The sequence below is a fragment of the Spongiibacter pelagi genome (assembly GCF_014705705.1).
Lineage (GTDB): Bacteria > Pseudomonadota > Gammaproteobacteria > Pseudomonadales > Spongiibacteraceae > Spongiibacter > Spongiibacter pelagi.
In genome coordinates this window covers 790,008-813,194 of sequence record NZ_JACXLD010000001.1, presented here as the reverse complement: position 1 = coordinate 813,194, position 23,187 = coordinate 790,008, and the positions used below count along the sequence as shown (strand labels likewise).

Here is a 23,187-nt window from a genome sequence, read left to right as displayed (position 1 = left end):
CCATGAGCATCGGATTAATCGTCTTTCTCGCCATCTGCGCTTTTGTCCTCCTCTATGGAGTGATGATCTATAACGGCTTGGTCAGCCTTAAGCACGCGGTGTCTAAGCATTTATCGAATATTGATGTACTGCTGAAACAGCGCCACGAAGAACTGCCCAAGCTGGTCGCCACCTGCAAACAGTACATGCAGTACGAACAAGACACGCTGGAGAAAGTCATCAAGGCCCGCCAGCAAGTCGCAGATGCTCAGGCCAGCCACGATATGCGCGCCCTCGGCGCCGCCGAAACCGGACTGCGCGCCAACCTCGGCAGCCTGTTCGCGCTGGCAGAAAATTATCCAGAGCTAAAAGCCAACGACTCCTTCCAGCAATTACAAAGCCGTATATCGCAACTGGAAAACGCCATTGCCGACCGCCGCGAGGTCTATAACGAAGCGGTGAATAACAACAATGTCCGCATTGAACAATTTCCAGATGTGCTGGTGGCCCGCTGGTTTAACTTCAAGGATTTTGACCTGCTGGAATTCAGTGAGGAAGAAACCCGCGACGTGAATATCGGCTCGCTATTCAAGTGAGTGGCGAGTATTACGCGTTTCTGGGGTTTGCGATTGTCGCCTGTCTCGTTGCGGCGTTTTTCGGTTTTGTACAATTAAAAAAAGCCCGCATTATTGAAGACACCCCCACCTCCAAAATTCGCTCCGCCCATCAAGGCTATGTGGAGCTTATGGGTATCTCCAAAAACCTCGTAGCAGAAAGCCCGCTACTCAGCCCGCTCAGCGGCACCAACTGCATTTGGTTCAGCTACAAAATCGAACGCTACGAAACCAGTGGCAAGAACAAACACTGGCGCACCTTGGAAAGCCGCAGCAGCGAACGTCCATTCCTATTAGACGACAGTACCGAGCCCTGCTACATCATGCCCAGCCGGGCCGACGTTAGCACCTTTCGCAAATCCACTTGGTACGGCAATGAGCGCTACCCCAGCGCGGGCAAAACCAGCTCATCCTTATTTGGCCGCCGCTATCGCTACACCGAACACCTGCTCTGCGAAGATGACCTGCTCTATGCCATTGGCCTATTTCAAACGCGCCACCCACCCAGCAGCTTGGCGCAAAGCCGACAGCGCATGGCGGAAATTCTGAGTGAATGGAAACAAGACTACGATCGTCTGGTCGCCCGATTTGACCGCAACGGCGATGGTGAAATTGACTTGGTAGAGTGGGATTTAGCGCGCCAAGAAGCCCAGCGCGCCGCCGAGCGGGAACAGCGTAAAACCGCCGCAGAAACCAAACCGATTCACACCCTGAGCTATTCCCCCAGCCGCCACCAGCCTTTTATTTTGGCCACCTCGGAACCGGAATCCCTCAGCCGCCGCTTCCGCTGGCAGGCCTTGGGTTTATTTCTTGTCAGCAGTGCCGCACTGGCCGGCGCTACGTGGATTTTTCTGCACCCTCAGAATTTTCAGTAAATTTACGCTGGCGTCCTCCAGCGGCAGGTCTCTTTTCGATCAGGCTTTTCAACCAGCTCACAAAGACTATTCCAACAAGACTTATACCAAACAAGGGCATTATCAGAGCAAGTAAACCGATTAGCGCCAGCAAGCCCTTACCTAATGGATGCCGCTGCCTTATTACCGGCACAGACCAGCTTCCCCGCTCATGGCGTAGCCACCACATCCAAACGCCACTTCCCGACAAGCCCGCCAAACCAAGCGCGACGATCATTGCGAGCACCTGCCCCGGCCAATGGAGAATTAAACCTGTATGCAGGGGGAAGAATAGCAATAGCGCCTTAGCCCCAACTGGCAATTCAGGCCAACTCAACACCGCTAGCCGTTCTTGATTATAAGGATGGTAATAAACAATGCGGGTCTGCCAGGGCAGTGCTTCACGAATGCTGATAGTCAAAGGCTGCTCGGCTCGATGAGGCCAAGTAATAAACCAATCGGCTAAAGGGGCATCGCTTAAAAAGTCAGCGACCAATCCATCAATATCAACCTCACCCTCTTGTTGCAGCACTTCCGGCGGGCTCATAAATGCATTGGGAATCTGGCCGATTGCCGACATTTCCCATAACAGCGCACGCCCCGCGACCGGGGAAAATAACAAACCGGTATACACAATGATTAAAGCCAGTGGCAGTAGATAAAATCCACCGACTGCATGCAGATCACGCCAAAAGCGCCGACCCTTACTTTCAAAGCGCGGGCGCCACGCTCCTCCTTGTTTAGCTCGGCGCGGCCACCACAGCACTAGGCCGAGCAGCAACGTCACCAATATCCAACTCACCACTAATTCGATTAACCAGCGCCCAATTTCGCCACTAAGTAGATTGGTGTGCAAAGCAAATACGGTAGGGAAGAAACCTTCGGTTTCTGTGCGACTGCCAAGAAGCCGGAGGGTGTAAGGATTGATCCACACCAAGCGGTGCTCTTCGCTTTGCGGTTCCTTCAAAAAAACCACATTACTTCGCAGGGGATCTGCGAAATCGGCAAAGTGTTCAAGCTCCATACCCGGATAGCGCTGGGTCACGGTCGCCAACTGTGCAGAAACCGCGTGTGGCTGACATTGTTCACAGGCTTCCAGTTGCTGCCAATCTTTCTCAAGCCAAGGTTCAAGTTGTGGCTGAAACGCGTAGAGAGCACCGGTCAAACTGAGCAAAATCAGCAGGGGAGCGCAACATAAACCAATTAGAAAATGCCACCGCCAAATCATCGGATATAACAAGCCAGACAGGCGATTCAACATAACAAACCTTCCACTTTCGGAGCAGCAAAGAGCCAGAACTGCGCTTTACACGCCCGCGGCTCAAACACAATTGCACATAATTTCGATAATCATTATCATTCAAAGATAAATTTACTGCAAACCCCCACTCTCCGGATTAAGCCATGATCAAACCCGCCTTCCATAGCGCCAAGCGCCATCAGCTATTACTCGGCTTATCGGCAGCCTTTGTCAGCGCACAGCTTATTGCGCAAAGCAGCCCCAAAATAGAAGAAGTCTTGGTGACTGGCGACCCCATGCAACGCAGTAGTGTCGACACCGTAAGTAGCATCAGCATTATTCCCGCCGAGCAAATGGAAGCGATGAATATTCGCGACCTGTACGACTTGCTGCTGCGCAACCCCAACGTCAATGCAGCGCGAGAGGACAAGTTTTCGGTACGCGGGATTTCCAACGAAGGTATCGGCCCCGGCGGCACTGGCCGCCCCACTGTCAGTGTTTTTATCGACGGCGCACGCCAACCCGGCCGCGGGGTTGCCAATACCTGGGATTTACGCCAAATCGAATTTTATCGCGGCCCCCAGTCCACCGCTTTTGGGCCCGGCTCCCTAGCCGGAGCGGTGGTTGTACAAAGTAATGCCCCCTCTTCCGAAGAATACGCACTGAACCTAAAAGCGGGCGTCTCTAACTATGGCGGCAGTGAGGCCGGCATTGTTGTAGGTGGGCCGATAATCGGTGATTTGGCTTTTCGCTACGCTGGTGAAACCAACCAAAGTGACGGCGAGGTCACCAACATTACCCGAGACGACGACAACTGGCAGGCCCGCAAGCGCTATATGCAACGTTTCAAACTAGGCTGGCAGGGCCAAAGTTGGTACAGCGCTATTTTGACTTACCAAGACAATAAACTGCGCGAGGGCAGTGAATATCAGCCTACAGCCTTCGGCCACGAGCGCTATGCTACCGACAATGAACTGGGCTACTTCAACGATAGCAGCGAGCTTTGGGTATTAAATCAAACGGCGGCGCTTAACGAACAATTGAGCCTGAGCCTTATTTTAAGCCAGACAGAAAATCACAATCACCGCCGGGGCGACTATGATATTTCCGCTGAAGATGGCGGTTACTTCATCAATATTGTCGACACAGAAAATGAATCCCAGGAATTGAGACTGAGCTACCGCAGCGAAACGCTACGCGGGGTAATTGGCCTTTACCATGCTGAAGACACGTTATTTGGCAGCTCGCACAGCCAAGATCTACGCTACAACCTGAGTGGCGTACAAGCACGCGCCGATGCTGATTTAGCCGCCGCGCGCGATACCAGCACAAGTGCAATTTACGGTGAAGCGGACTGGGATTTCCGCCAAGATTTCACTCTGACACTAGGTATACGCTACGAGAAGAACCGCGCTGAGAATTTTAGTTCTTTTATCGTTACTGGTGCAGACCCGGTTGTGCCCTTGCTAGATATCACTCTGCCGCTTGATCTAGGCCCAGTACTTGGCTTGGTCTTAGACAGTGAAGCGACAGCACCAAGCGGTGACGAAGTATTGCTGCCCAAGCTGGCTCTGAGCTATCAGATGTCCGATAGCATCAGCAGCTTCATTAGTTTCAGCCAAGGTTACCGCGCTGGCTCAGTCGATTTTGTCAGCGAGGATGAATCCCCCAGCTACGGCCCGGAATACACGAATAATCTCGACGTTGGCGTCAAGTGGCAGTCGGGCAATTGGCGTCTGGCCGCTACCGCGTTTTACATCGACTACAGCGATATGCAGATCGGCGTGCGAGTAGATGCCGCCGTCTTCCGAACCGACAATGCCGGTAAAGCGAAATCAGAGGGTCTGGAATTGGAGTTCAACGGCGAACTCGGCGCAGGCTTCTCGCTGTTCGGCGGGCTGGGCTATGTGGAAACCGCCTTCTTAGAGTATGAAGACGATGGCGTTAATTACGCGGGCAATCACTTTCCGAATGCACCTCGCCATACCGCCAACTTGGGCCTCAATTGGCAATATGGCCCCTACTTCGCAACCGCCACGGTTTCCCAAGCCAGCAATAGCTTCACCGACCGAGAAAATTCCAATAGCCTGCGCGCTGATTCAAGGCAGTTACTCGGCGCAAGACTGGGGTATCAAGATGAGCGCTACGGCATAGAGCTTTATGGCCAAAACCTGACCGATGAGTATTACATCACCGACCGATTCTCCAGCGAATCACTCGGCATTGATGCTCTCTATGTTGGTGACCCATTGGAATACGGCTTACGTCTTCACTATAGCTATTAATTAGGTAAGTGCGGCGCCCCAAAAATCAGTGCAGCCGCAGCGAGCGCGCCGCCTCTTGCAAACGCTCGCGAAACTCCGCTTCCAGACTGTCCATTTCTTCGCGAAAGGCATCGCGCTGGTCGCGGCTTAAATCCTTCCACGCCTGATGGCTGGGAATATGAGCCAGTTTTTCCGCCAGCTCGATAAACGCCGCCGCCTGCTCCCGGCAAGCGGCTGACACATCGCGGTGCTGTTGCAAAACCGCAATCCGCAGAGAAGCCTCCGGCGCACCGACTTGCCCTTCCAGATAGGCACCGGCCAAAATCCGAATCCCCTGCAGTGCCGCAACACCCTGCGCCTCGCTGTTTTCAGCTTTACTGGCAGCACTATCACCAGCACTACCTTGAGCCGCATCGTGAAACTGCACTGCGGGCGACGCCATCACCACTTGCTGCTTACGCTGCTGTCGCAATTGCCACAGCAAGCGCCCGGCAATCACGGCCAGCACCAAAATAATGACCGAACCGGCGATAATCCAAGGGGTATAGGGTTGCAGTGCGTCCATCAAAATTCCTGTCTGCGGCCTTGCCGCTATAAAGATGTGTTCATAAAAGCACTGCATTATAATACGCGCCGCAATCACTCTCCGAATTAAGCAACACAGGACACCGCCGTGCCCACACCCGACGCGATACGCTGGCAGAACGAACAACTCGAACTGCTTGATCAGCGCCTGCTACCCAGCCAGACCACTTATCTGCCCTATCAACGGGCCGAGCAAGTTGCCGCCGCCATTAAAGATATGGTGGTGCGCGGTGCGCCCGCCATTGGCATTAGCGCGGCTTACGGCATGGCCCTTGAAGCTCTGTATTTGGCCAGCCAAAAAGACGCGAATTGGGCAGAAAACCTCAGCTCCGCGCGAACCATTCTGGCCGCTTCTCGCCCTACCGCCGTGAATTTATTTTGGGCGCTGGAGCGTTGTGATCCTCTGTTAGCCAAGCACGCTGATATTGCCGAACTGGCTGAGGCACTGCTGGCATTAGCTCAGCAACTTCATCAAGAAGATATTGCCATTAACACCCGCATTGGCGATCACGGCGCGGCACTGATTCCAGAAGACAGCTTGGTCTACACCCACTGCAATGCTGGCGCGCTGGCCACCGGCGGTTACGGCACTGCCCTCGGCGTAATTCGCAGCGCATGGCGCGATGGCAAACTGCGCGGCGTTATCGCCGGTGAAACTCGCCCCTGGCTGCAAGGTGCGCGACTCACATCATGGGAATTAATGCAGGATAAAATACCCGTAACCTTGGCGATTGAAGGCGCGGCCGCCCATTTAATGCGCGAGCAAAAACCGAGCTGGGTCATTGTTGGCGCCGACCGGGTGGCCGCCAACGGCGATGCTGCCAATAAAATCGGCACTTATAATTTAGCCATCATTGCCAAACACCACGGTGTAAAAGTAATGGTTGCCGCACCCACCAGCACCTTTGATTTGACTATCGACGGGCCTGACATTCCCATTGAGCAGCGCCCATCCGAGGAAATCACCCACAGCCGTGGCAACCCCGTTGCGCCCGATCAATGCCAAACTCACAACCCGGCTTTTGATGTCACACCGGCGGAGTTGATCGACGCCATTGTCACCGAACACGGCGTGATTCTTTCGCCAGACCGGGAACGCATTCGCCAGCATTTTGCCGATGCAGGAGTGAAGCCGTGAAACAGACCAAGCAATTTTTTGATCTGGCCATTGCCCTAGCCGCCATAGGTGAAGACCTGCACCGCCGAGGCTGGGTGCCCGCTACCAGTGGCAATTTCTCCCAACGCCTCGACGAGCACAGTGCCATCGTTACCGCCTCTGGCCGCCACAAAGGTCGCCTTGCGCCCACAGATTTTCTAGCGGTTGATCTCAACGGGCAGCCATTAAGCGACGGCAAACCCTCCGCTGAAACGCTGCTGCACACTCAGCTCTATGCCCGCTTTGCGGATATAGGCGCAGTGCTGCACTGCCACAGCCCCAGCGTTACCGTGCTAAGCCGTCAAATCTCAGGCAACACTCTGCGCTTAGAAGGCTATGAACTGCTAAAAGCCTTTAATGGCATCGACACCCACGATACCTTTGTCGATATTCCGATTTTTGAAAACACTCAAGATATCGCCGCACTAGCTGATGAAGTGGACACTTACTTCAACAGCCATCCCAATACACCGGCTTACCTAATTCGCGGTCATGGCGTGTATTGCTGGGGCGAAGATTTAGATAGCTGTATGCGCAATCTGGAAGCCTTGGACTTTTTACTGCAGTGCGATCTGCAAGAGCGGATGCTCACCCGCAAATAATTGAGGAACACACCATGAGCCAGCTTTGTATTTTTGATGATCAAAATGCCAGCACACCGCTATTAAAAACGACTGACGCCAGCACCATTGCCAGCGAACTAAACAAAGCGGGCGTACGTTTTGAGCAGTGGCCGCTACAAGATTCCGTGCGCGCCGGCGATACCCAAGAAGCGATTCTCGTGGCCTATCAACACGAAGTAGATCGTTTAATTAACGAAGAAGGCTATCAAACCGTCGACGTTATCAGCCTGCGCTCAGACAATCCCAACAAAGCCGAGCTGCGCGAAAAATTCCTCTCTGAACACACTCACAGCGAAGATGAGGTGCGCTTCTTTGTTGACGGCCAAGGTCTGTTTGCCCTGCACATTGGCGACAAAGTATTTGAAGTGAGCTGCGAACGTGGTGATCTACTGAGCGTACCCGCCAATACTCTGCACTGGTTTGATCTAGGGCCAAACCCAGAGCTGGCGGCGATTCGCTTCTTTAACAATCCCGACGGCTGGGTTGCCCATTACAGTGGCAGTGATATTGCCAAGCAATACTCTCGACTGGAGAACTGAGGTGATTCGCGTCATTCTCACCGATATTGAAGGCACCACCAGCGACATCCATTTTGTTCACAATGTGCTGTTTCCCTATGCGGCAAAAAAACTGCCGTACTTCGTTCGCGCACACACCAGCGACAGCGCCGTTGCGGTTTGCTTGGATCAGGTTGCCGAATTAGGCCATGTTTCACGGGACGATATCGAGGCCTTAATCGCCACCCTGCTTAACTGGATTGCCGAAGATAAAAAGATCACACCACTGAAAACCCTGCAGGGCATGATCTGGAAAACCGGTTACGAAACCGGCGCATTCAAAGCCCATGTTTATCCGGATGCTACCCGCTTGCTACAACAGTGGCACCAACATGGGCTGGCGCTGTATGTGTATTCCTCAGGCTCCATCGCCGCACAAAAACTGTTTTTTGGCTACAGCGAAGCCGGCGACCTAACGCCAATTTTCAGCGGCTATTTTGATACCACCACCGGCCCCAAGCGGGAGCAGCAATCTTATTCAGCAATACAGCAAGCCATTGGCATTCCCGCCAGCGAAATTTTGTTTTTATCAGATATTGTCGAAGAATTGGATGCCGCCAGTGCCGCCGGCATGCAAACCGCGTGGCTACAACGCGATGGCAGCCAAGCATTGATCGAAAAAACGCCTCACCAATGCGTGCGTGATTTTTCTGAGCTTTCGTTGAATAAAACGCGTTAAATTAAACGCACTGAATTAAACACCACTAGCCGGGACGATGCAGCACATCGTCCTTAAAGCTGGACGCAATCCCGGTTACCTCTGCAATCTCCTGCACACCCACCCCAAGCTCAAACAAAGTCTCGGCAAGTTGCTCCAACAGCGCATCAAAATGCACCTCGTGCAAATGCAGATGCGCGTGAGCAAGTCGCATATCGCGGCCGTTGTACTGTCGTGGCCCGTCAAACATCACCGATAAAAAGGCCTTCTGCTTAGCCAGCAGTCGATCAAGGCTAAAGCCCTTAAATAGATAATTCACACGGGGGTCATCGAGTAACTTCTGGTAAAGCCGATCCACCGCCACATCGACGAAGGCTTCACCACCCAATCGGTCGTACAGGGAGCTGGCCATTGATCTCTCCATTTTTCAGCAGCCATTGCAGATGCAGCCAATATAGGCACGGCTGAAAATGGTGGGGAATAGCGCAAAACGACAGCGGCTAAGGCGATCTACGTATAGTGCGTGAAGCGGCGCACAAACCCCGCTTAAAAAAACCAAACCGATCTCCGGGCAATGGTCCATTTACGCCAAGCTGTGACACCTAGGGTCAATATCACTCGCGCAGCAAAAGGCATAATAGCGGCATATAAGAAAGGATCAGATTCACCATGTTAGACCCACTTATCGACACCCTGCACGCCTATCTCAGCGCCGGCAATGTAGACTGGAAGCACGTTATTCTTACCGGCATGACCCCGGTATTTCTCATCGCTTTTGTTATCGAGTGGGCCAAACTTAGAAATACCGACAAGGCCAAGCAGTTTTCCGGCCCGGATATTCTGGCGAATTTGGGCTTGGGTGCGAGCTACCAAGTATTTGAAATTGCCGCCTACGCGCTGATTACCGCAGTCGCCGCCAACTGGATTTATCAGTATCGCATTTACGATATGCCCATCAACGGCTGGACAATTCTGCCCCTGTTTTTACTGGAAGAATTCCTCTATTACTGGTTCCACCGCAGCAGCCATCGGGTGCGCTGGTTCTGGAGCGCCCACGTGGTTCATCACAGCGGCGAACATATGAATATGACCACCGCCATGCGCCAGAGTCTGCTCTATTCCATTACCGGCTGGTGGCTGTTTTTTATGCCCATGGTTTGGCTGGGCGTGCCACCGGCAGTGGTGTTTGCGCTGTACGGCTGCAACCTGGCGTATCAATATTTCATCCACACCGAGAGTGTCGGCAAGCTGCCCCGCTGGGTGGAATATATTTTTGATACCCCGGCCGCGCACCGCGCCCACCACGGCCGTAATCCGCAGTATGTAGACAAAAACTACGGCGGCGTACTCATTATTTTTGACCGCCTATTTGGCACCTATGTGGAAGAAAACGAAGCCGTGGATTACGGCTTGGCCTACCGTCAACCCGAAGGCCACAACATTCTCACGCTGAACTTTCAGGAATTTAACGCCATGTGGCGGGATGTACTCAAACCCGGCCCGCTAAGTCAGCGGCTAAAGCATTTGTGGGGGCCACCAGAGTGGCAACGCCCATCCAGTGAGTGAGCGGTAACAGTGGTACATCCATATCGTCGGTGCTAACGTACAGCTGGAAATAAACAGACCACAAGACAAGCTATGGATCCGTTAACTCAAGGCCTGCTGGGCGCTACCGCAGCACAGAATTTACCCGGAAAAACCCGCAGTAAAGTCGCGATTGCCGCACTGGGCTTTTTATCCGGCATGGCCGCCGATCTTGATGTGTTAATTCGCAGCAATAGCGATCCACTGTTATTTTTGGAATACCACCGCCACTTCACCCACTCATTAGCCTTTATTCCTTTTGGCGGCCTGCTCTGTGGTGTGGTGCTGTATTACCTGTTTGCCAAGCGCCAACTTAGCCTCAAAGAAAGCATTGGCTACTCGATTGCCGGCTACGCCACCCACGCCTTGCTCGACGCCTGCACCACCTACGGCACCCAATTATTGTGGCCGTTCAGCGATGCCCGCATCGCCTGGAATATTATTTCGATTATCGACCCGCTCTATACCCTGCCAATTCTAGTTTTATTCTTATTGGCCCTCGGGTCGCGCCGCTGGCCAGCTCGAGTCGCACTTTTCTGGGCACTGGCCTACCCGCTATTAGGTTTGTGGCAACACCACCGTGCCGAACAAGCGGGATTAGTATTAGCGGAACAGCGCGGAGACGGCGCCGTTAATATCGACGCCAAGCCCTCCTTCGGCAACCTGCTGGTGTGGAAAACCATTTACCGCCATCAAGACACCTACTACGTTGACGGTGTACGCGTAGGACAAGAAGCCCTTTATTACCCCGGCGACACCATTCCCGCGTTAAATATTGACCGCGATTTGCCGTGGCTACCCGCAGACAGCAAACAAGCCGGGGATTTACAGCGCTTTATGCACTTCTCAAACCACTATCTGGCGCTTGATCCCGAACACCCCAACCGGGTAATCGACCTGCGTTATTCGCTGCTTCCAAACGAGATAGATGCATTGTGGAGCATACAGCTCAACCCACTCGCCCCAGAGGGACATGTTTACTTTCAGAACCATCGCGGCAACCCAGACAGTAAACTGCCGGTTTTCAAAGCCATGCTAATGGGCAAACACACTACCCCGTAAAAACATTAGCTAAATTAATATCTTCTGTCCTAGCTCCAAAGCTTAGAGACTTAGCCCTTCGCTCTAAGCCCTTCGCTCTAGGCCCTTCGCCCCAAACGCTAAGCCCTCACACCGCCCCCATGTTTCCCGCCTTAATACCCACATGGGTATAAATACGAGCGGCAACATAAAAAAATACCCGCAATAATTAAAAGGTTTTTCGCTACGCCAATATCGTTTAGGGATTCCTGCTATCTCTACTATGAAAAAGTTAGCTTTTCGTAAAAAGATCTATGTCATTACCCTCGCTTGCGCTCTGGTGCCACTCACCATTATGGCGGGCTGGAGCTGGTCATTTGTCAACCGCCTGCTGCTCAACAACGCCGTGGACGAGGTCAACACACTGGTTAATGCCAAAAATAGCTTCCTACAAGACCACCTAGAGCAACTCCGGATTTCACTCAATTTATTAGCTAGCGACGCCTCTACCAGAGAAGCTTTTGCTCATTACCTAGAAAACCGCCAGCATGACGCTTTTGGTGAGATACAAAACCAGATTGATCGGGACTTGCTCAACCATATTCGCGACCAAAAATTATATGACCTGTTTTTTATCAATACCGAAGGTGGCATTTTCTTCAGCGTAAAAAACGAAAATGACCGCAGCACTAATTTATTTTCCGGCCCCTACCAACACACCGGCCTAGCCAAGGTTTTTCTCACCGCCCTGAAAGGCACCACCGATTTCAGTTCCATTGAGGAATATCAGCCATCAAAACGCCCCGCCTTTTTTATGGCAGCACCCGTTACTTTATCTGGTGCCATTAGCGGCGTGATTGCGGTTCAATTCAATATCGACGCGATTGTCTCGATCATCAATACGGAATCTGATGATGAAGCTCTGCTCGAATCCTATTTACTTACCTCGCAAGACAAGCAAGTAAAGAAACTTTACACAGATCCAAATCGCAGAGATCCACATTTGCATGACATAGATGCCGAGGACTCTATTAGCAAATTACTTTTACAGGCCGGGAAAAATTTACAGCAGCTAGACTACGAGGAAGTCTACCAAGCAGACGATGAACTGATTCTGTTTCGACCCATTCCTACAATTGACGCCGTATTGGTGAATCATTTTTCCAGTCAGAAGCTGTTTAATCAGCAGAACCAAGTGACCCTAGCCTGGCTGAGCGGATTCGGACTAGCGCTTTTATTAACCCTGCCACTCGCCAATTTCCTCATTCGGCAATTGCTTGACCCTATCTCCAAGTTAGCTAAAAGCAGTCTTAATATTCAAAAAGGCAACTACTTTGCTCGGGTCCATATTGATAGCAATGATGAGCTGGGAGAACTTGCCAAGGCCTTTAATGAAATGGCCGCCGTAGTCGAAAATCAAAAAAATTGGCTTGAGCAACGCGTGGCGCAGCGCACCCAAGCACTCTCTAAATTAAACCAAGAACTGGAAGGTTACCGCAATGAGCTTGAAAACCGGGTTCAGGAGAAAACAGCTAGTCTAAATGCGGTACTTAACGGAGCTGGCGATGGCATTCTCACTACCGACAGCGTCGGCAATCTCCTTAGCTTTAACGCCTCTGCAGAGCGTATTTTTGGTTATAGCGCCGAAGAATTACTTGGCGTGTCAGTCACAACATTGATGCCCGATGTGGCACGTCCACAACATAGCGCCCATTTCAGAAACTTTACTCGCCATCATCCTGAAAATGATTTTGTACTAAACCGCACTGTGCCCGCCCGACATAAAAACGGTACTATTTTCTCACTATCTATCAGCGTTAGCGCGATCAAAACTGGCAGCAGCGCCGATACAGAAACGCGGTTCATTGGGGTATGCCGCGATGTCACCAAGCAAAAACAAGCGGAGGATGAGCTGCACAAGGCCAAGCAAGACGCTGAGCTAGCTAACGCAGCCAAAACCGCCTTTCTGGCGAATATCAGCCACGAAATTCGTACACCCATGAACGCTATGCTGGGATTTTCAGAACTGCTTATTGAAGACCCTCAGCTTTCAGAAAAGCATCACGGCCAAGCCAAAACCATTCATACCGCCGCTAGCTCATTAATGGCAATCATCAATGACATTCTCGACATGTCGAAACTCGAGTCGGGAAAAATTAATATCGAAACCTTGGCGTTTGATTTACCAAAACTGATACAAGAAAGCACGACACTACTCAGCCATTCCGCCGCCATCAAACAACTCGAATTTAACGTTAGCATTGATCCAAAAATACCAGAATTTGTTTTAGGCGACCCTACGCGCATTCGCCAAGTACTGCTTAACTTACTGAGTAATGCCATTAAATTTACTGAGAAAGGCAGTATCAGCCTTAGCATCAAGCAGAGCCATAACGTCGTTCAGTTTGATATATCTGACACTGGCATCGGTATAAGCCCAGCCCAAATTCCCAATGTGTTTGATCGTTTTTCGCAGGCAGATATTTCTACCACCCGGCGCTTTGGTGGATCAGGTCTGGGCACCACGATTAGTAAAGAATTAGTCGAATTGATGGGCGGCCAAATCTGGGTAGAGAGCGAAGTTGGAAAAGGCTCAGTGTTCAGCTTTAGCCTGCCCTTACAAGCAGCAAGTAACGCCCACCTTAATTGCATTGAAACTAAGTCCCTCAATATTCAGCACATAGTGCAATCTATGGAAGAAACTGTTTCACCAGAACGTGGACTTAAAAACACCCCAGACACAGTAATAAAAGAACCTACGACGGTTGACCACGCTTCATTAATCCCTCTAATTGATGAACTAAAAAGGGCCCTCGGACAATTAGACCCCGATGAGGCAATACCGGCATTAAAACCATTACTTACCTTCTACTCCAAGTCTGAATTAGAACCGATTTACGCCGCCATAGAAGACTTTGACTTCGAACGAGCAAGCCAAGCGCTGCATTCTTTGCAGGCCAGCACCAACCATCAGTCATCTGCAGGAAGTTAAAATTATGCGTCAAAAAATTCTTGTTGTGGATGACGAGTCTCAAAACCTTGAGCTGATTCGCCAAATACTAAAAGACCACTATAAATTGGCTTTCGCTAAAAATGCACGCACCGCAATGGAAGCCGCCATTCAACAACAGCCTGACCTGATATTGCTCGATATTATGATGCCGGAAACGGATGGTTATGAAGTTTGTACCGCACTAAAAGCACACGAACTCACCAAAAATATCCCGGTGATTTTCGTCACCGCCATGAGTCATACCAATGACGAAAGCAAGGGCTTTGATGTTGGCGCGGTTGATTACATCACCAAACCAGTATCCGCCCCGCTACTATTACGCCGCGTAAAGACACACCTGTCGCTCACCCAAAAATCAGTGCTAGAAGCGCAAAATCGTGAAACCGTATTTATGCTTGGCAAAGCCGGCCACTACAACGACACCGATACCGGCGTACATATCTGGCGTATGGCTGAGTACAGTAAATTATTGGCACTCAAGTCAGGCTGGGATGAAGAGCTTGCCGAGTGCCTAGCCCTTGCCGCACCCATGCACGACACTGGAAAAATCGGCATTCCTGACGAGATATTGAAAGCCCCAAGAAAATTGAATGATGACGAGTTCAAGATCATGGAGCAGCACACCACCATTGGTTTTGAAATTTTGCGCGAAGGCAGTACACCGCTGATGAAAATGTCCGCCGAAATTGCACTGAGCCACCACGAAAATTGGGACGGTTCGGGTTACCCCTTGGGCTTAATTGGCAATGCAATTCCAGAAAGCGCAAGGATTGTTAGCGTTGCCGATGTTTTTGATGCCCTGACCATGCAACGGCCCTATAAAAAACCGTGGACCACAGATCAAGCAATGAATTACTTAAAAGAGCAATCGGGCACCAAGTTTGAGCCGCGTCTAGTTGATGCCTTTGTAGAAAGCCGGCTTGAAGTTGAAGCTATTATGGAAAGATGGAAAAAAGAGGAGGACTAAATCCTCCTCGAAGAAAGTGGGTTTAAACAGCCTTAAAACTCAATCGTCAGATCCAGACCGTAGCTTCTAGGCTCACCCCACAACACGGCACGGTCGGCTTGAGGCAGATTATCGAGCGCATGAATTTCATATTCTTCGTCCAGAATATTCTTACCCCAGAAGGCCACATTCAGCATCGTACCGGATTTGCTCAAGTTAACATCGCGCAAAGAAATCCGGCCATTCAACAACCCTAAGTCACCCAGCTCACTAAAGCCCTCACGACCTTTGATCATGAGTCCTTTACGCTTACCCACGTAGTTGTAGTCCATATTCAAACTGAGATTACCAAACGACCACGAGGCCACTGACCAATCCATACCAAAGGTAAAGGAGTGTTCCGGCGCGGAGGGAAAGTCCAGGTCATCAGCAAAGGTGGAAGAGAAGCTAGGATCGCCTTCCATATCTACCTTGGTCGTTAGATAGGTATAGTTAAACAGGAAGAACAAATCCCCTGTTAGGGCAAACATTAGTTCGGTTTCTAAACCTTGCATACGGGCATAACCAATATTTGATGTTTTGGTATCAGCCACCGTTCCATTCACCAAGACTGGCGCTTGAATATCGGTAAAGGTTGATTCAAAAACATCCATATTTAGGCGCAAACGGCGATCCATTAACTCACTCTTCACGCCCAGCTCGTAAGACACCACTTGCTCTGGCGCAAAGCCGTCCACATAACCATAGCCGTAATCCACGCCATCATCGGCGGGGCCTTGGTTACCATCGACCTGTGGATCGCGAGTGTTGTAACCGCCGGAGCGATAACCTTCTACACGTTTGAGGTATACATTCACATCATCAGAGATGTCGTACTGCACCACCATCGCCAAGGACAAATCATCGTAATCACTCTCGCCCACCACATTATCGAACTGTCGATTTTGCGGAATAATAAAACCGACCTGAGCTAATACGGCCTCGGTTGCGGGATTATTAAAGACTGGCGATGACAGGTCGAAGGCAAGGCCCTGCCCCATCTGCTGACCTTCGAGATAGAACTTGTCGGTTTGATTTTTGAGTGCGTAACGGCTGTCTTCTGAATAGCGTCCACCCAAGGTGATATGCAAACGCTCATCTAAAAACTTGGGGGTAAACGTGGTTTGACCAAATATTGCACTGGCGGTGTTTTCCACCTCGTAATACTGACTAACCAAGTTCACCAGTTTGACATTGCCAAGGCTGAATACCGCACCCAGCACCGGTGAAAAAACTTGATCCAGATAGGGCGAGATTTCTTCATCAATAAATGCACTAAACTGGTGGTGAAGCGGCGAATTATCTTCGGTCGCTTCTTCTTTGAAGTAATAACCCCCAACAATATAGTCCAAGCGTCCATCAAACAGTCCGTCTTGAGAGAACTGTAATTCGTGACTAACCTGTTGCTGACTAATCACCGGAATAACCAAGGGCGATGGCCCGCCCAAAACCTGATCGGTAGTTACGCCATCATACACATTGGTATCAATCCGAAAATCAGTAGAACCTTTGCCGCCGCCCAAGTCCGCATAAGAAGCATCGCGCAACTCGCGGTATGCTCCAATGTATTTAATGCGATAAGCTTCTTGTTGAAAATCCAAGGTCAGGGCGTGACCTTCAATATCGGTAGCAGACTCTTCATAGCTAGGGCCAGAAGCCAATGACTTTACTCGCTTACTGGCAAATACCGTGGACTCTTCACCATTGTATTTCACCGGATCGGTCACACCCTTGCTGACTCTTGGCGGGTTAATCCCCTGATACATATAGTTGTAATAGGCGTAGTCTGAGCGATCATAGGTGTAATCCAGAGTGAATGCATCGGTGGGTTGCCAGCGAATATCAGCCCGATAGCCTGTGGTTTCCTTATCGCCAAAATCCCCACCCGGCCCAGTATTTTCAATAAAGCCATCTTTCTCGGTATACATCACCGCAAATTTGGCGGCCAGCTTGTCGGTAACCGGTAAGTTGAGCGAGGTCTTACTACTGAAGAAATTGCGATTACCCACCGTAAACTTCTGCTTAAATTCAACGCTCTCGGTGGTCGGCCGGCGGGTAATCAGGTTGACCGCACCGCCGCTGGTATTACGACCATACAGCGTCCCCTGTGGGCCTCTTAGCACCTCGATACGCTCAAGGTCAGCAATATCCAAAGCCGTGCCCGTAGAGCGGGCAATATAAACGCCGTCAGCATAGACACCGATGGGGGCGTCTTGAGTCACCTGCACATCGAAGATACCCATGCCGCGAATATAAATTCGCAGGGTGGCGTTATTGATTGGAAACGGTTCCACCGTCATGCCCGGCACCTTGGCACCGAGATCACCAATACCTTCTATACCCTGAACTTCAAGCGCCTCAGCATTAAAGGCTTTGATTGAAATAGGCGTGTCTTGAATCGACTCTTCCCGCTTTTGTGCGGTGACGATGATTTCTTCAAGTACGGCTTTTTTCTTCTGTGCTTCCTCGGCATAAGACAGATTCGCCATCAGCACAGGAATTAAAACTGCGAGAGTAGTTTTTTTCATAATATTTATTTCACCGATCTTAAATTTATTATTGGTTTTGCTAGAAAACTAACCGACGTATTAATGCCGCCAGCCTTTCATGCGAATTTTGAACCCGGTTTCAATCCCCAAGGAGGGATCAAAAATCTGCTGGTATTCTCGATGGGGATCGGCCACTTCAAAATCGAAGTGATAAATAATCGTCGCAGCCAAGGTCAGAAATAACAGCTCGGCAAACCCCGCGCCCAAGCAGACATGGGTACCAACCCCGTAGGGCTGAAAAGCGTAGCGGGCTTTGTGCTCTTCTCTTGGTGCACTGTAGCGGTCGATATCAAATTTTCTTGGGTATTTATAAAAGCGCTCATCAAAGTGGGCGGCGGTAGTTACTACCAACACTTCGCTGTCTTTGGGAATGCGATACCCCTTAAAGGCAAAACTCTGTGTGGCGGTACGGCTGATAGAAAACGCCGTGGGATACAAACGCAACGTTTCCATACAAAGTCCGTATAACTCTGGCACATGGTCTTTTAAAAATTCAGGGCTGGGAATGGCACCGCCGTTTTCGGCCACGGCTTTATCCACCGCAGCAGTGACTCGCTCGCGCAGGCTCGGGTTAAAGCACAGCTCGTGCAGCATAAATGTAGAGGTGGTACCCACGGTGTCAGCACCGGCAAATAGCGGCGCGACAATATTAAATTTAAGATCGCCTTCGGTTTCAAAAAGGTCGGGGTTATTGCGCGCCAACTCCAACACATAGCTGGCAAAATCATCGCCCGGATTTTGGGTTTTCTCTGCTATGGTTTTTTCAACGTAGTCCCAAACTGCCTTACCTTTGCGCTTAAAACTAGGCCGCCATTTCATTAAGCGCGGCCATTTTTTCAAAACAAAAATATTGAAGGTTTGGGTTTGCCAATCAATGGCATCAATCGCAAATTGCTTGTCGATTAATTCGCTGCTGCCATTAAATGCAGTAGAAACCAGACTATTGACCAAGTAACGCGTCAGATCTCGCACCGACTCTACTTGCCCCGCTTGCAACTCGCCCACTACTTTTTTAGTAACTTCCTCGAATTTTTGATGGCATTCAACCGCTAGATTTTTCGACATTTTCGACTTAAACAAACGCCGAGATTTAGCATGTTTTTCGCCGTCTAATCCCAACATTTGATTGGGCATATCCCACTCTTTGGCAAAGTCTGCCCAGAGCGCACCAGACTTTAAATATTCGCGGCCATTTTTAGCGGCAAACTCGGAAGCATCCACATTGCTCAGCACAAAATACTCGCGATTTGCCACTTTAAAACGGTAGCAATCGCCCAGTTCTTTTTCGTATTTGAGCATAAATTTAAGCGGATGCTTCATCACCTCAAGGCCACGACCAATAAACGGCAAACCACCTTCAACTAGGGGCGGTAATGGCAAGGCATCAAGATTATGCGGAGCAACCGCATCGTCACTTACTTTTGTAGATTCAGATTGTTGATGCATCGGGCACGCTGCTTGCACTGCATCACGATCTATTACATCGGTCATGGGTTTACCTTTATTATTTTGTTTGCTCGTTTCAAAAGGCTACTCGCCTTGTGCTTTCATACTTAATAGCGCGACGTAATCTTCTATTTCGTCGCCACTCAGCGCGCCGTCTTTGTAGCGCAGCACCACGCCTTGCTCATCAACAATAATTACGGCTGAACCTTTGCGGCTAAAACCCCACGCTTGTTGTGTCGCACTGCGATCATCTAAAACAAATACCGCATGCTGATTTTCTTTTTGCTTGCGAGCGTGCTCAAAAGCCGCTTTGGCAAATCCGCCACCAAAGGGCATCACATCGTCAATATTGAGAATACTCACCACCCGTACCCTCTCATCGGGAAAAGCCTCAACACCACCCGCCGCTAATAAGGCATCCAGCAAAGGCTCATTGATTTTGTCTACTCCCATACGCGCCGCCACGATATAGAGCAAATGGGTTCGACCTTGGAGGCTCTCGGTATTCCAGCCGAGATAGCGCAACTTGCCGTCATTAAACACTAGCTGTCCCGCATTACTGGGCAGGCTAATTATCGGCAGATTTTTCCCGATCATAATGGACTCCGCTGACGGGCTCATGGCCACTGAAAGCAGCCATAGCGTGATGAGGTATTGCATCGTTATTTTTTTCATGGGCATACTCTAACCTGAGCATATCGCCAGATCGATCAGGTTTCTGCGATCAAAAAATAATAATGAAATGGATAAAAAACTGTGGAAATTCAACGACGTAAACCTAAGCAACAGCGCTCCATTGAAAAATATGAAGCGGTACTGGACGCCTGCACTCAGGTTTTAGCGGAGTTTGGCTTTGAAAAAGCCACTGTTTTGGAGCTGTCTTTAGTTAGCGGTGTGGCGGTGCCCACCATCTACCAATACTTCCCCAGTAAAGAGGCTATTTACTTTGCTTGGTATGAGCGCACGCTGGATCAAGTACTGGAGCAATTGCTGGAAGTAGGGCGCGAAGAAAAAGCTGCCGACCTAGAAGAATTTATTGTATTGATGCTGCGTGGCGCGTTACACACCATTGATTTGTATCACGAGAGTTTACGCAAACTGGTGATGGATCTACCCCAGGTGTTGCTTTCCCACATCATCAACACCGTGGATGAAAAAACCGCTGAAACCATTATGCAACTCGCCACCGAATACCTCGGCCAAGAACCCAATCCCAATCTGCAACCCAAACTGAAACTGATTATTTCGGTGCTGGTTGGTTTTATTATTCAGCGAGTATTACGCGATCAAAATCCAAATGAAGTGCTTGAAGACACTATTGCAGAGCTGGCGGAGCTGGTGTTTTCTTATCTTGGCGATCTGGCGACGGCAGAGAATGCCACACCAACTAAAAACCATTGAACTATTTGTTTAATGTAGCGAGAGCTTTCGAGCACCGCCGACGACTAAGATTGCAAACGCCGTAATTAATCAGAACTGCTAACCACCTGATTGCGGCCTTGATCCTTGGCTTTATAAAGTCGCCGATCGGCCACATTGAGAAGGCTATCCAAGTTTTCATCACTTTCATCAAGCCCTGCTACACCGGCACTAAAGCTTACCGTTACCGTTTCACCGTCGAGCAGAATTGGGGTTTCATTAAACTGCTGTCGCAGTGCATCTATCCGCTTGGCACATTCCGCTTGATTAGAATGCTGCATCACCACCACAAATTCTTCACCGCCGGTACGCGCCACAATATCCGTTTGTCGCACGCCTTCTCTGAGAAGAGTAGAGAACGCAACGAGGGCGTGATCGCCACCGCTATGGCCGTAAGTGTCGTTAATTTTTTTGAAAAATCTAAATCAATCACCGCCAAGCTAAGCGGCATTTGATAACGCTTAGAGGAATAGCGCAGGCGTTTGAACTCCTGCTCTAGTCGCATGCGGTTGGCCAGGCCTGTTAATGGATCGGTGCCGGCAAGGGCGATCAATTTAGCTTGGGCGCGCTCCCGCCCCGCCTCGTAAAAATGGGCGCAGGCCATTACCGCCAAGGTACTGACCACCACATTTAAATCAATAGTCATGGTGGACACTTCAGGCGTATTTTTCAGCCGCATAAAATACAGATACATCCCGGCACTGACATAGATGACCGAAACGGCCAAGCCCAAGCGACTGCCCAAAAACAGATAGGAGACGATAGGAATCGTGAGTATCCACATGCAAATTGTCAGCGCCGTTTGCTGTATGGAAATAGCGAACAACACAATGCTGAAAAACGGAATCACCAGCAGCAGGGCAACAGCCGTCAGGTTAGTTGCTGTGCGGGTGAAGCGAGCCATGATCAGGCTGTAAGCCGCGTAGATCAGCTCGTAAGTCACTATCACCCACATTTCGCGGGCAATATTGATAGACGCCAACGCAACCCCACCAAAAAATCCAGCAAATGCCATGACCGTTAGCAGGTTGCGGCGGTATTTAAGATCCGTTTGAAGCTGAATTTCTTGCATGTGAAATTGGTCGTTTATTAGAGCTTAAATTAGACCACGAACAGGCCGGGATTACGAGCTAAAGCCCGGCCATTAAGCAGACCACAACGCAAGGCATCTGCCCTGCGCTGTGTCATAGGGGAATTAACTTGCTTCGCTAACGAGACGCGGCTTAGTTTTGCCGACAAACAATTCCTCATAGCGATCCACCGCCTCACCCAAGGCCACGGCCATACGCTGCATTTGTGGCAGGCTGTCGCGGCAAGCCGTTAGGCCAAAGTGCAACTTATTGTCGTAGCTGAAGCAGGTCAGGTTCATGGCAGAACCGTGAGTAGGAATACTCACCGGATAGAAGTGCTCCATCTTTGCGCCAAACAGGTACAGCGGCTTTTGCGGCCCCGGCACATTAGACACAATGATATTGAAGCTGGGTTTTACCCGCCCTGCCAAACCAGAGAACACGGTGGCGAAATACGGCGCCATCACCAAGCTACCGAACACGCCGCGCAGGCTGTGAGGCAGTTTTTGGAGCTGATCTTTTGCGCTTTGAGTAGAGCGCGAAATCGCCTCAAGGCGGGTTTTATCATCGGCAATATTGGTGCCCAGTGAGGCCAGAATCTGGGCGATATTGTTTTTCAGCTCGGTATCGCCGGGCTGGTGCAAGGACACCGGAATGCTCACCGTAAGGCTCTCGCGCGGCAGAGCATCATGCGATAGCAAGTACTCACGCAGTACCGTACCCGACAAGGCCAAAACCAAATCATTAAGCGAACACCCCGCCGCTTCGGCAATGGCTTTGATACGCGGCAACTCTTCTACGTGGGTGGCAAAACGGCGCTGATTGTAAATGCGACCGTTTAATACCGTTTTGGGCGCCGAACGCGGCGTTACCAAATCTTCTCCACGACCCAGCCAAACTCGGCTGATCTCTTTGGCAAAGTTTACGGTATCGCGCACTGTAGGCAGCTGTAATTTTTTATTTTGTGGCGGTGTGATTTTTTTGTTGTCGCTGCCGGCCGCCCAGAACGGCAGTTGCATCGGATCATCTGCGCGATCTGATAATGAGCCAACTAACAGGCGCATACCCGATACACCATCAACCAGACAGTGGTGCATTTTCATGTAAACCGCAAAGCGGTTATTTTCCAGCCCTTCAATAAAATGCACTTCCCACAGCGGACGGCGAAAATCCAGAGGCTGGCTGTGCACCCGCGCCACGATCTGACCCAGCTCACGCTCACCGCCGGGACGAGGCAGCGCCAAGTGGCGAACATGGTATTCCATATCCACATCGAAGGTTTCTTTCAGCTCAGGCTGAAACTGAAAACGACTGGGGCGCTTGAGGTAGTAATTCCAAGGGTTGCGAAACACCTTACAGGCGCGAAACTTTTCTACCAGTTCACCGACAAACTCCTGCCCCTTGCCCTCAGGAATAGTGAAAATCGACAAGCCCGCAATATGCATTGGCATCGCCGCCGCCTCTAATTGCAGAAAGCTGCTGTCGAGCATAGATAGTTTACGTTTCGCCATGGGTCACTCCCGGATTTGATT

20 protein-coding genes and 1 pseudogene are annotated in these 23,187 nt (G+C 50.5%); 12 read left to right on the top strand and 9 right to left on the bottom strand.

Annotated elements, in window-relative coordinates; genetic code table 11:
- Positions 1-2 precede the first annotated feature (2 nt).
- Together IB286_RS03785 and IB286_RS03780 are read left to right on the top strand one after the other, a co-directional pair.
- Entirely contained in the window at positions 3-575 is a 573-nt protein-coding gene (locus tag IB286_RS03785; RefSeq protein WP_190762550.1) for a LemA family protein, read from the top strand.
- Positions 572-1,468, top strand: a complete 897-nt coding sequence (locus tag IB286_RS03780; RefSeq protein ID WP_190762548.1) for a GIDE domain-containing protein — start codon at positions 572-574, stop codon at positions 1,466-1,468. The genes IB286_RS03785 and IB286_RS03780 overlap by 4 nt, the downstream gene beginning before the upstream one ends.
- Here IB286_RS03780 and IB286_RS03775 read toward each other — a convergent pair.
- Positions 1,431-2,747: a PepSY-associated TM helix domain-containing protein gene (locus IB286_RS03775; protein ID WP_190762546.1), complete on the bottom strand. Its 1,317-nt coding sequence runs from the start codon at positions 2,745-2,747 to the stop codon at positions 1,431-1,433. The genes IB286_RS03780 and IB286_RS03775 overlap by 38 nt on opposite strands.
- A 143-nt stretch (positions 2,748-2,890) precedes the next feature.
- On the opposite strand from IB286_RS03775, the gene IB286_RS03770 reads away from it, so the two are divergent.
- Complete coding sequence (locus tag IB286_RS03770; RefSeq protein WP_190762544.1) at positions 2,891-5,011, top strand: TonB-dependent receptor; 2,121 nt, start codon at positions 2,891-2,893, stop codon at positions 5,009-5,011.
- A gap of 25 nt (positions 5,012-5,036) precedes the next feature.
- Here IB286_RS03770 and IB286_RS03765 read toward each other — a convergent pair whose 3' ends face one another.
- Positions 5,037-5,555: a DUF2489 domain-containing protein gene (locus IB286_RS03765; protein WP_190762542.1), complete on the bottom strand. Its 519-nt coding sequence runs from the start codon at positions 5,553-5,555 to the stop codon at positions 5,037-5,039.
- A gap of 108 nt (positions 5,556-5,663) precedes the next feature.
- Between IB286_RS03765 and mtnA the strand changes: the two genes are divergently transcribed.
- The 4 genes from mtnA to mtnC are packed head-to-tail and all read left to right on the top strand — an operon-like array spanning position 5,664 to position 8,590.
- Positions 5,664-6,713, top strand: coding sequence for an S-methyl-5-thioribose-1-phosphate isomerase (gene mtnA / locus IB286_RS03760; protein WP_190762541.1), 1,050 nt, complete (start codon positions 5,664-5,666; stop codon positions 6,711-6,713).
- Positions 6,710-7,333 carry a methylthioribulose 1-phosphate dehydratase gene (locus IB286_RS03755; RefSeq protein WP_190762539.1) on the top strand — a complete coding sequence of 208 codons (624 nt, stop codon included), beginning with the start codon at positions 6,710-6,712 and terminating at the stop codon, positions 7,331-7,333. Before mtnA ends, IB286_RS03755 begins: the two co-directional genes overlap by 4 nt.
- Before the next feature lie 14 nt (positions 7,334-7,347).
- Complete coding sequence (locus IB286_RS03750) at positions 7,348-7,893, top strand: 1,2-dihydroxy-3-keto-5-methylthiopentene dioxygenase (protein WP_190762537.1); 546 nt, start codon at positions 7,348-7,350, stop codon at positions 7,891-7,893.
- 1 nt (position 7,894) lies between these two features.
- A complete protein-coding gene (gene mtnC / locus IB286_RS03745; protein WP_190762535.1) occupies positions 7,895-8,590 on the top strand; it encodes an acireductone synthase in 696 nt (231 codons plus the stop codon).
- Between the two features lie 25 nt (positions 8,591-8,615).
- Here the strand turns inward: mtnC and IB286_RS03740 are convergent, their stop codons facing one another.
- Positions 8,616-8,981 (bottom strand): group I truncated hemoglobin, encoded by a 366-nt coding sequence (locus tag IB286_RS03740; protein ID WP_223826063.1) that lies wholly within the window; start codon positions 8,979-8,981, stop codon positions 8,616-8,618.
- A gap of 257 nt (positions 8,982-9,238) precedes the next feature.
- Here IB286_RS03740 and IB286_RS03735 point away from each other — a divergent pair, with 257 nt between their 5' ends.
- The 4 genes from IB286_RS03735 to IB286_RS03720 all read left to right on the top strand — a co-directional run bounded on the left by IB286_RS03735 (position 9,239) and on the right by IB286_RS03720 (position 15,153).
- A complete protein-coding gene (locus tag IB286_RS03735; RefSeq protein ID WP_190762531.1) occupies positions 9,239-10,135 on the top strand; it encodes a sterol desaturase family protein in 897 nt (298 codons plus the stop codon).
- Positions 10,136-10,207: 72 nt separating this feature from the next.
- Positions 10,208-11,215, top strand: a complete 1,008-nt coding sequence (locus IB286_RS03730) for a metal-dependent hydrolase (protein WP_190762529.1) — start codon at positions 10,208-10,210, stop codon at positions 11,213-11,215.
- 241 nt (positions 11,216-11,456) lie between these two features.
- Entirely contained in the window at positions 11,457-14,165 is a 2,709-nt protein-coding gene (locus tag IB286_RS03725) for an ATP-binding protein (RefSeq protein ID WP_190762527.1), read from the top strand.
- A gap of 4 nt (positions 14,166-14,169) precedes the next feature.
- Positions 14,170-15,153 carry a response regulator gene (locus tag IB286_RS03720; RefSeq protein WP_190762525.1) on the top strand — a complete coding sequence of 328 codons (984 nt, stop codon included), beginning with the start codon at positions 14,170-14,172 and terminating at the stop codon, positions 15,151-15,153.
- 32 nt (positions 15,154-15,185) lie between these two features.
- On the opposite strand, the gene IB286_RS03715 is transcribed toward IB286_RS03720, so the two are convergent.
- From IB286_RS03715 to IB286_RS03705, 3 genes are read right to left on the bottom strand one after another with little or no spacing between them, the layout of a single operon-like run.
- Positions 15,186-17,699: a TonB-dependent receptor gene (locus IB286_RS03715; RefSeq protein WP_190762523.1), complete on the bottom strand. Its 2,514-nt coding sequence runs from the start codon at positions 17,697-17,699 to the stop codon at positions 15,186-15,188.
- A 60-nt stretch (positions 17,700-17,759) separates the two neighbouring features.
- Positions 17,760-19,211 (bottom strand): cytochrome P450, encoded by a 1,452-nt coding sequence (locus IB286_RS03710; protein WP_190762520.1) that lies wholly within the window; start codon positions 19,209-19,211, stop codon positions 17,760-17,762.
- 39 nt (positions 19,212-19,250) lie between these two features.
- A complete protein-coding gene (locus IB286_RS03705; RefSeq protein WP_190762518.1) occupies positions 19,251-19,841 on the bottom strand; it encodes a YtfJ family protein in 591 nt (196 codons plus the stop codon).
- Between the two features lie 81 nt (positions 19,842-19,922).
- Here IB286_RS03705 and IB286_RS03700 point away from each other — a divergent pair, with 81 nt between their 5' ends.
- Positions 19,923-20,567, top strand: coding sequence for a TetR/AcrR family transcriptional regulator (locus IB286_RS03700; protein WP_190762516.1), 645 nt, complete (start codon positions 19,923-19,925; stop codon positions 20,565-20,567).
- 65 nt (positions 20,568-20,632) lie between these two features.
- On the opposite strand, the gene IB286_RS03695 is transcribed toward IB286_RS03700, so the two are convergent.
- From IB286_RS03695 to IB286_RS03685, 3 genes and pseudogenes are all read right to left on the bottom strand, one after another.
- Positions 20,633-20,992 (bottom strand): GGDEF domain-containing protein, encoded by a 360-nt coding sequence (locus IB286_RS03695; RefSeq protein WP_317889695.1) that lies wholly within the window; start codon positions 20,990-20,992, stop codon positions 20,633-20,635.
- Between the two features lie 155 nt (positions 20,993-21,147).
- Positions 21,148-21,657 (bottom strand): annotated as a pseudogene (locus tag IB286_RS15775) (hypothetical protein); the annotation flags it as partial.
- Between the two features lie 123 nt (positions 21,658-21,780).
- The gene (locus IB286_RS03685; protein ID WP_190762509.1) at positions 21,781-23,166 is read right to left on the bottom strand and encodes a WS/DGAT/MGAT family O-acyltransferase; all 1,386 of its coding nucleotides are present in this window, start codon (positions 23,164-23,166) and stop codon (positions 21,781-21,783) included.
- Positions 23,167-23,187: the final 21 nt, after the last annotated feature.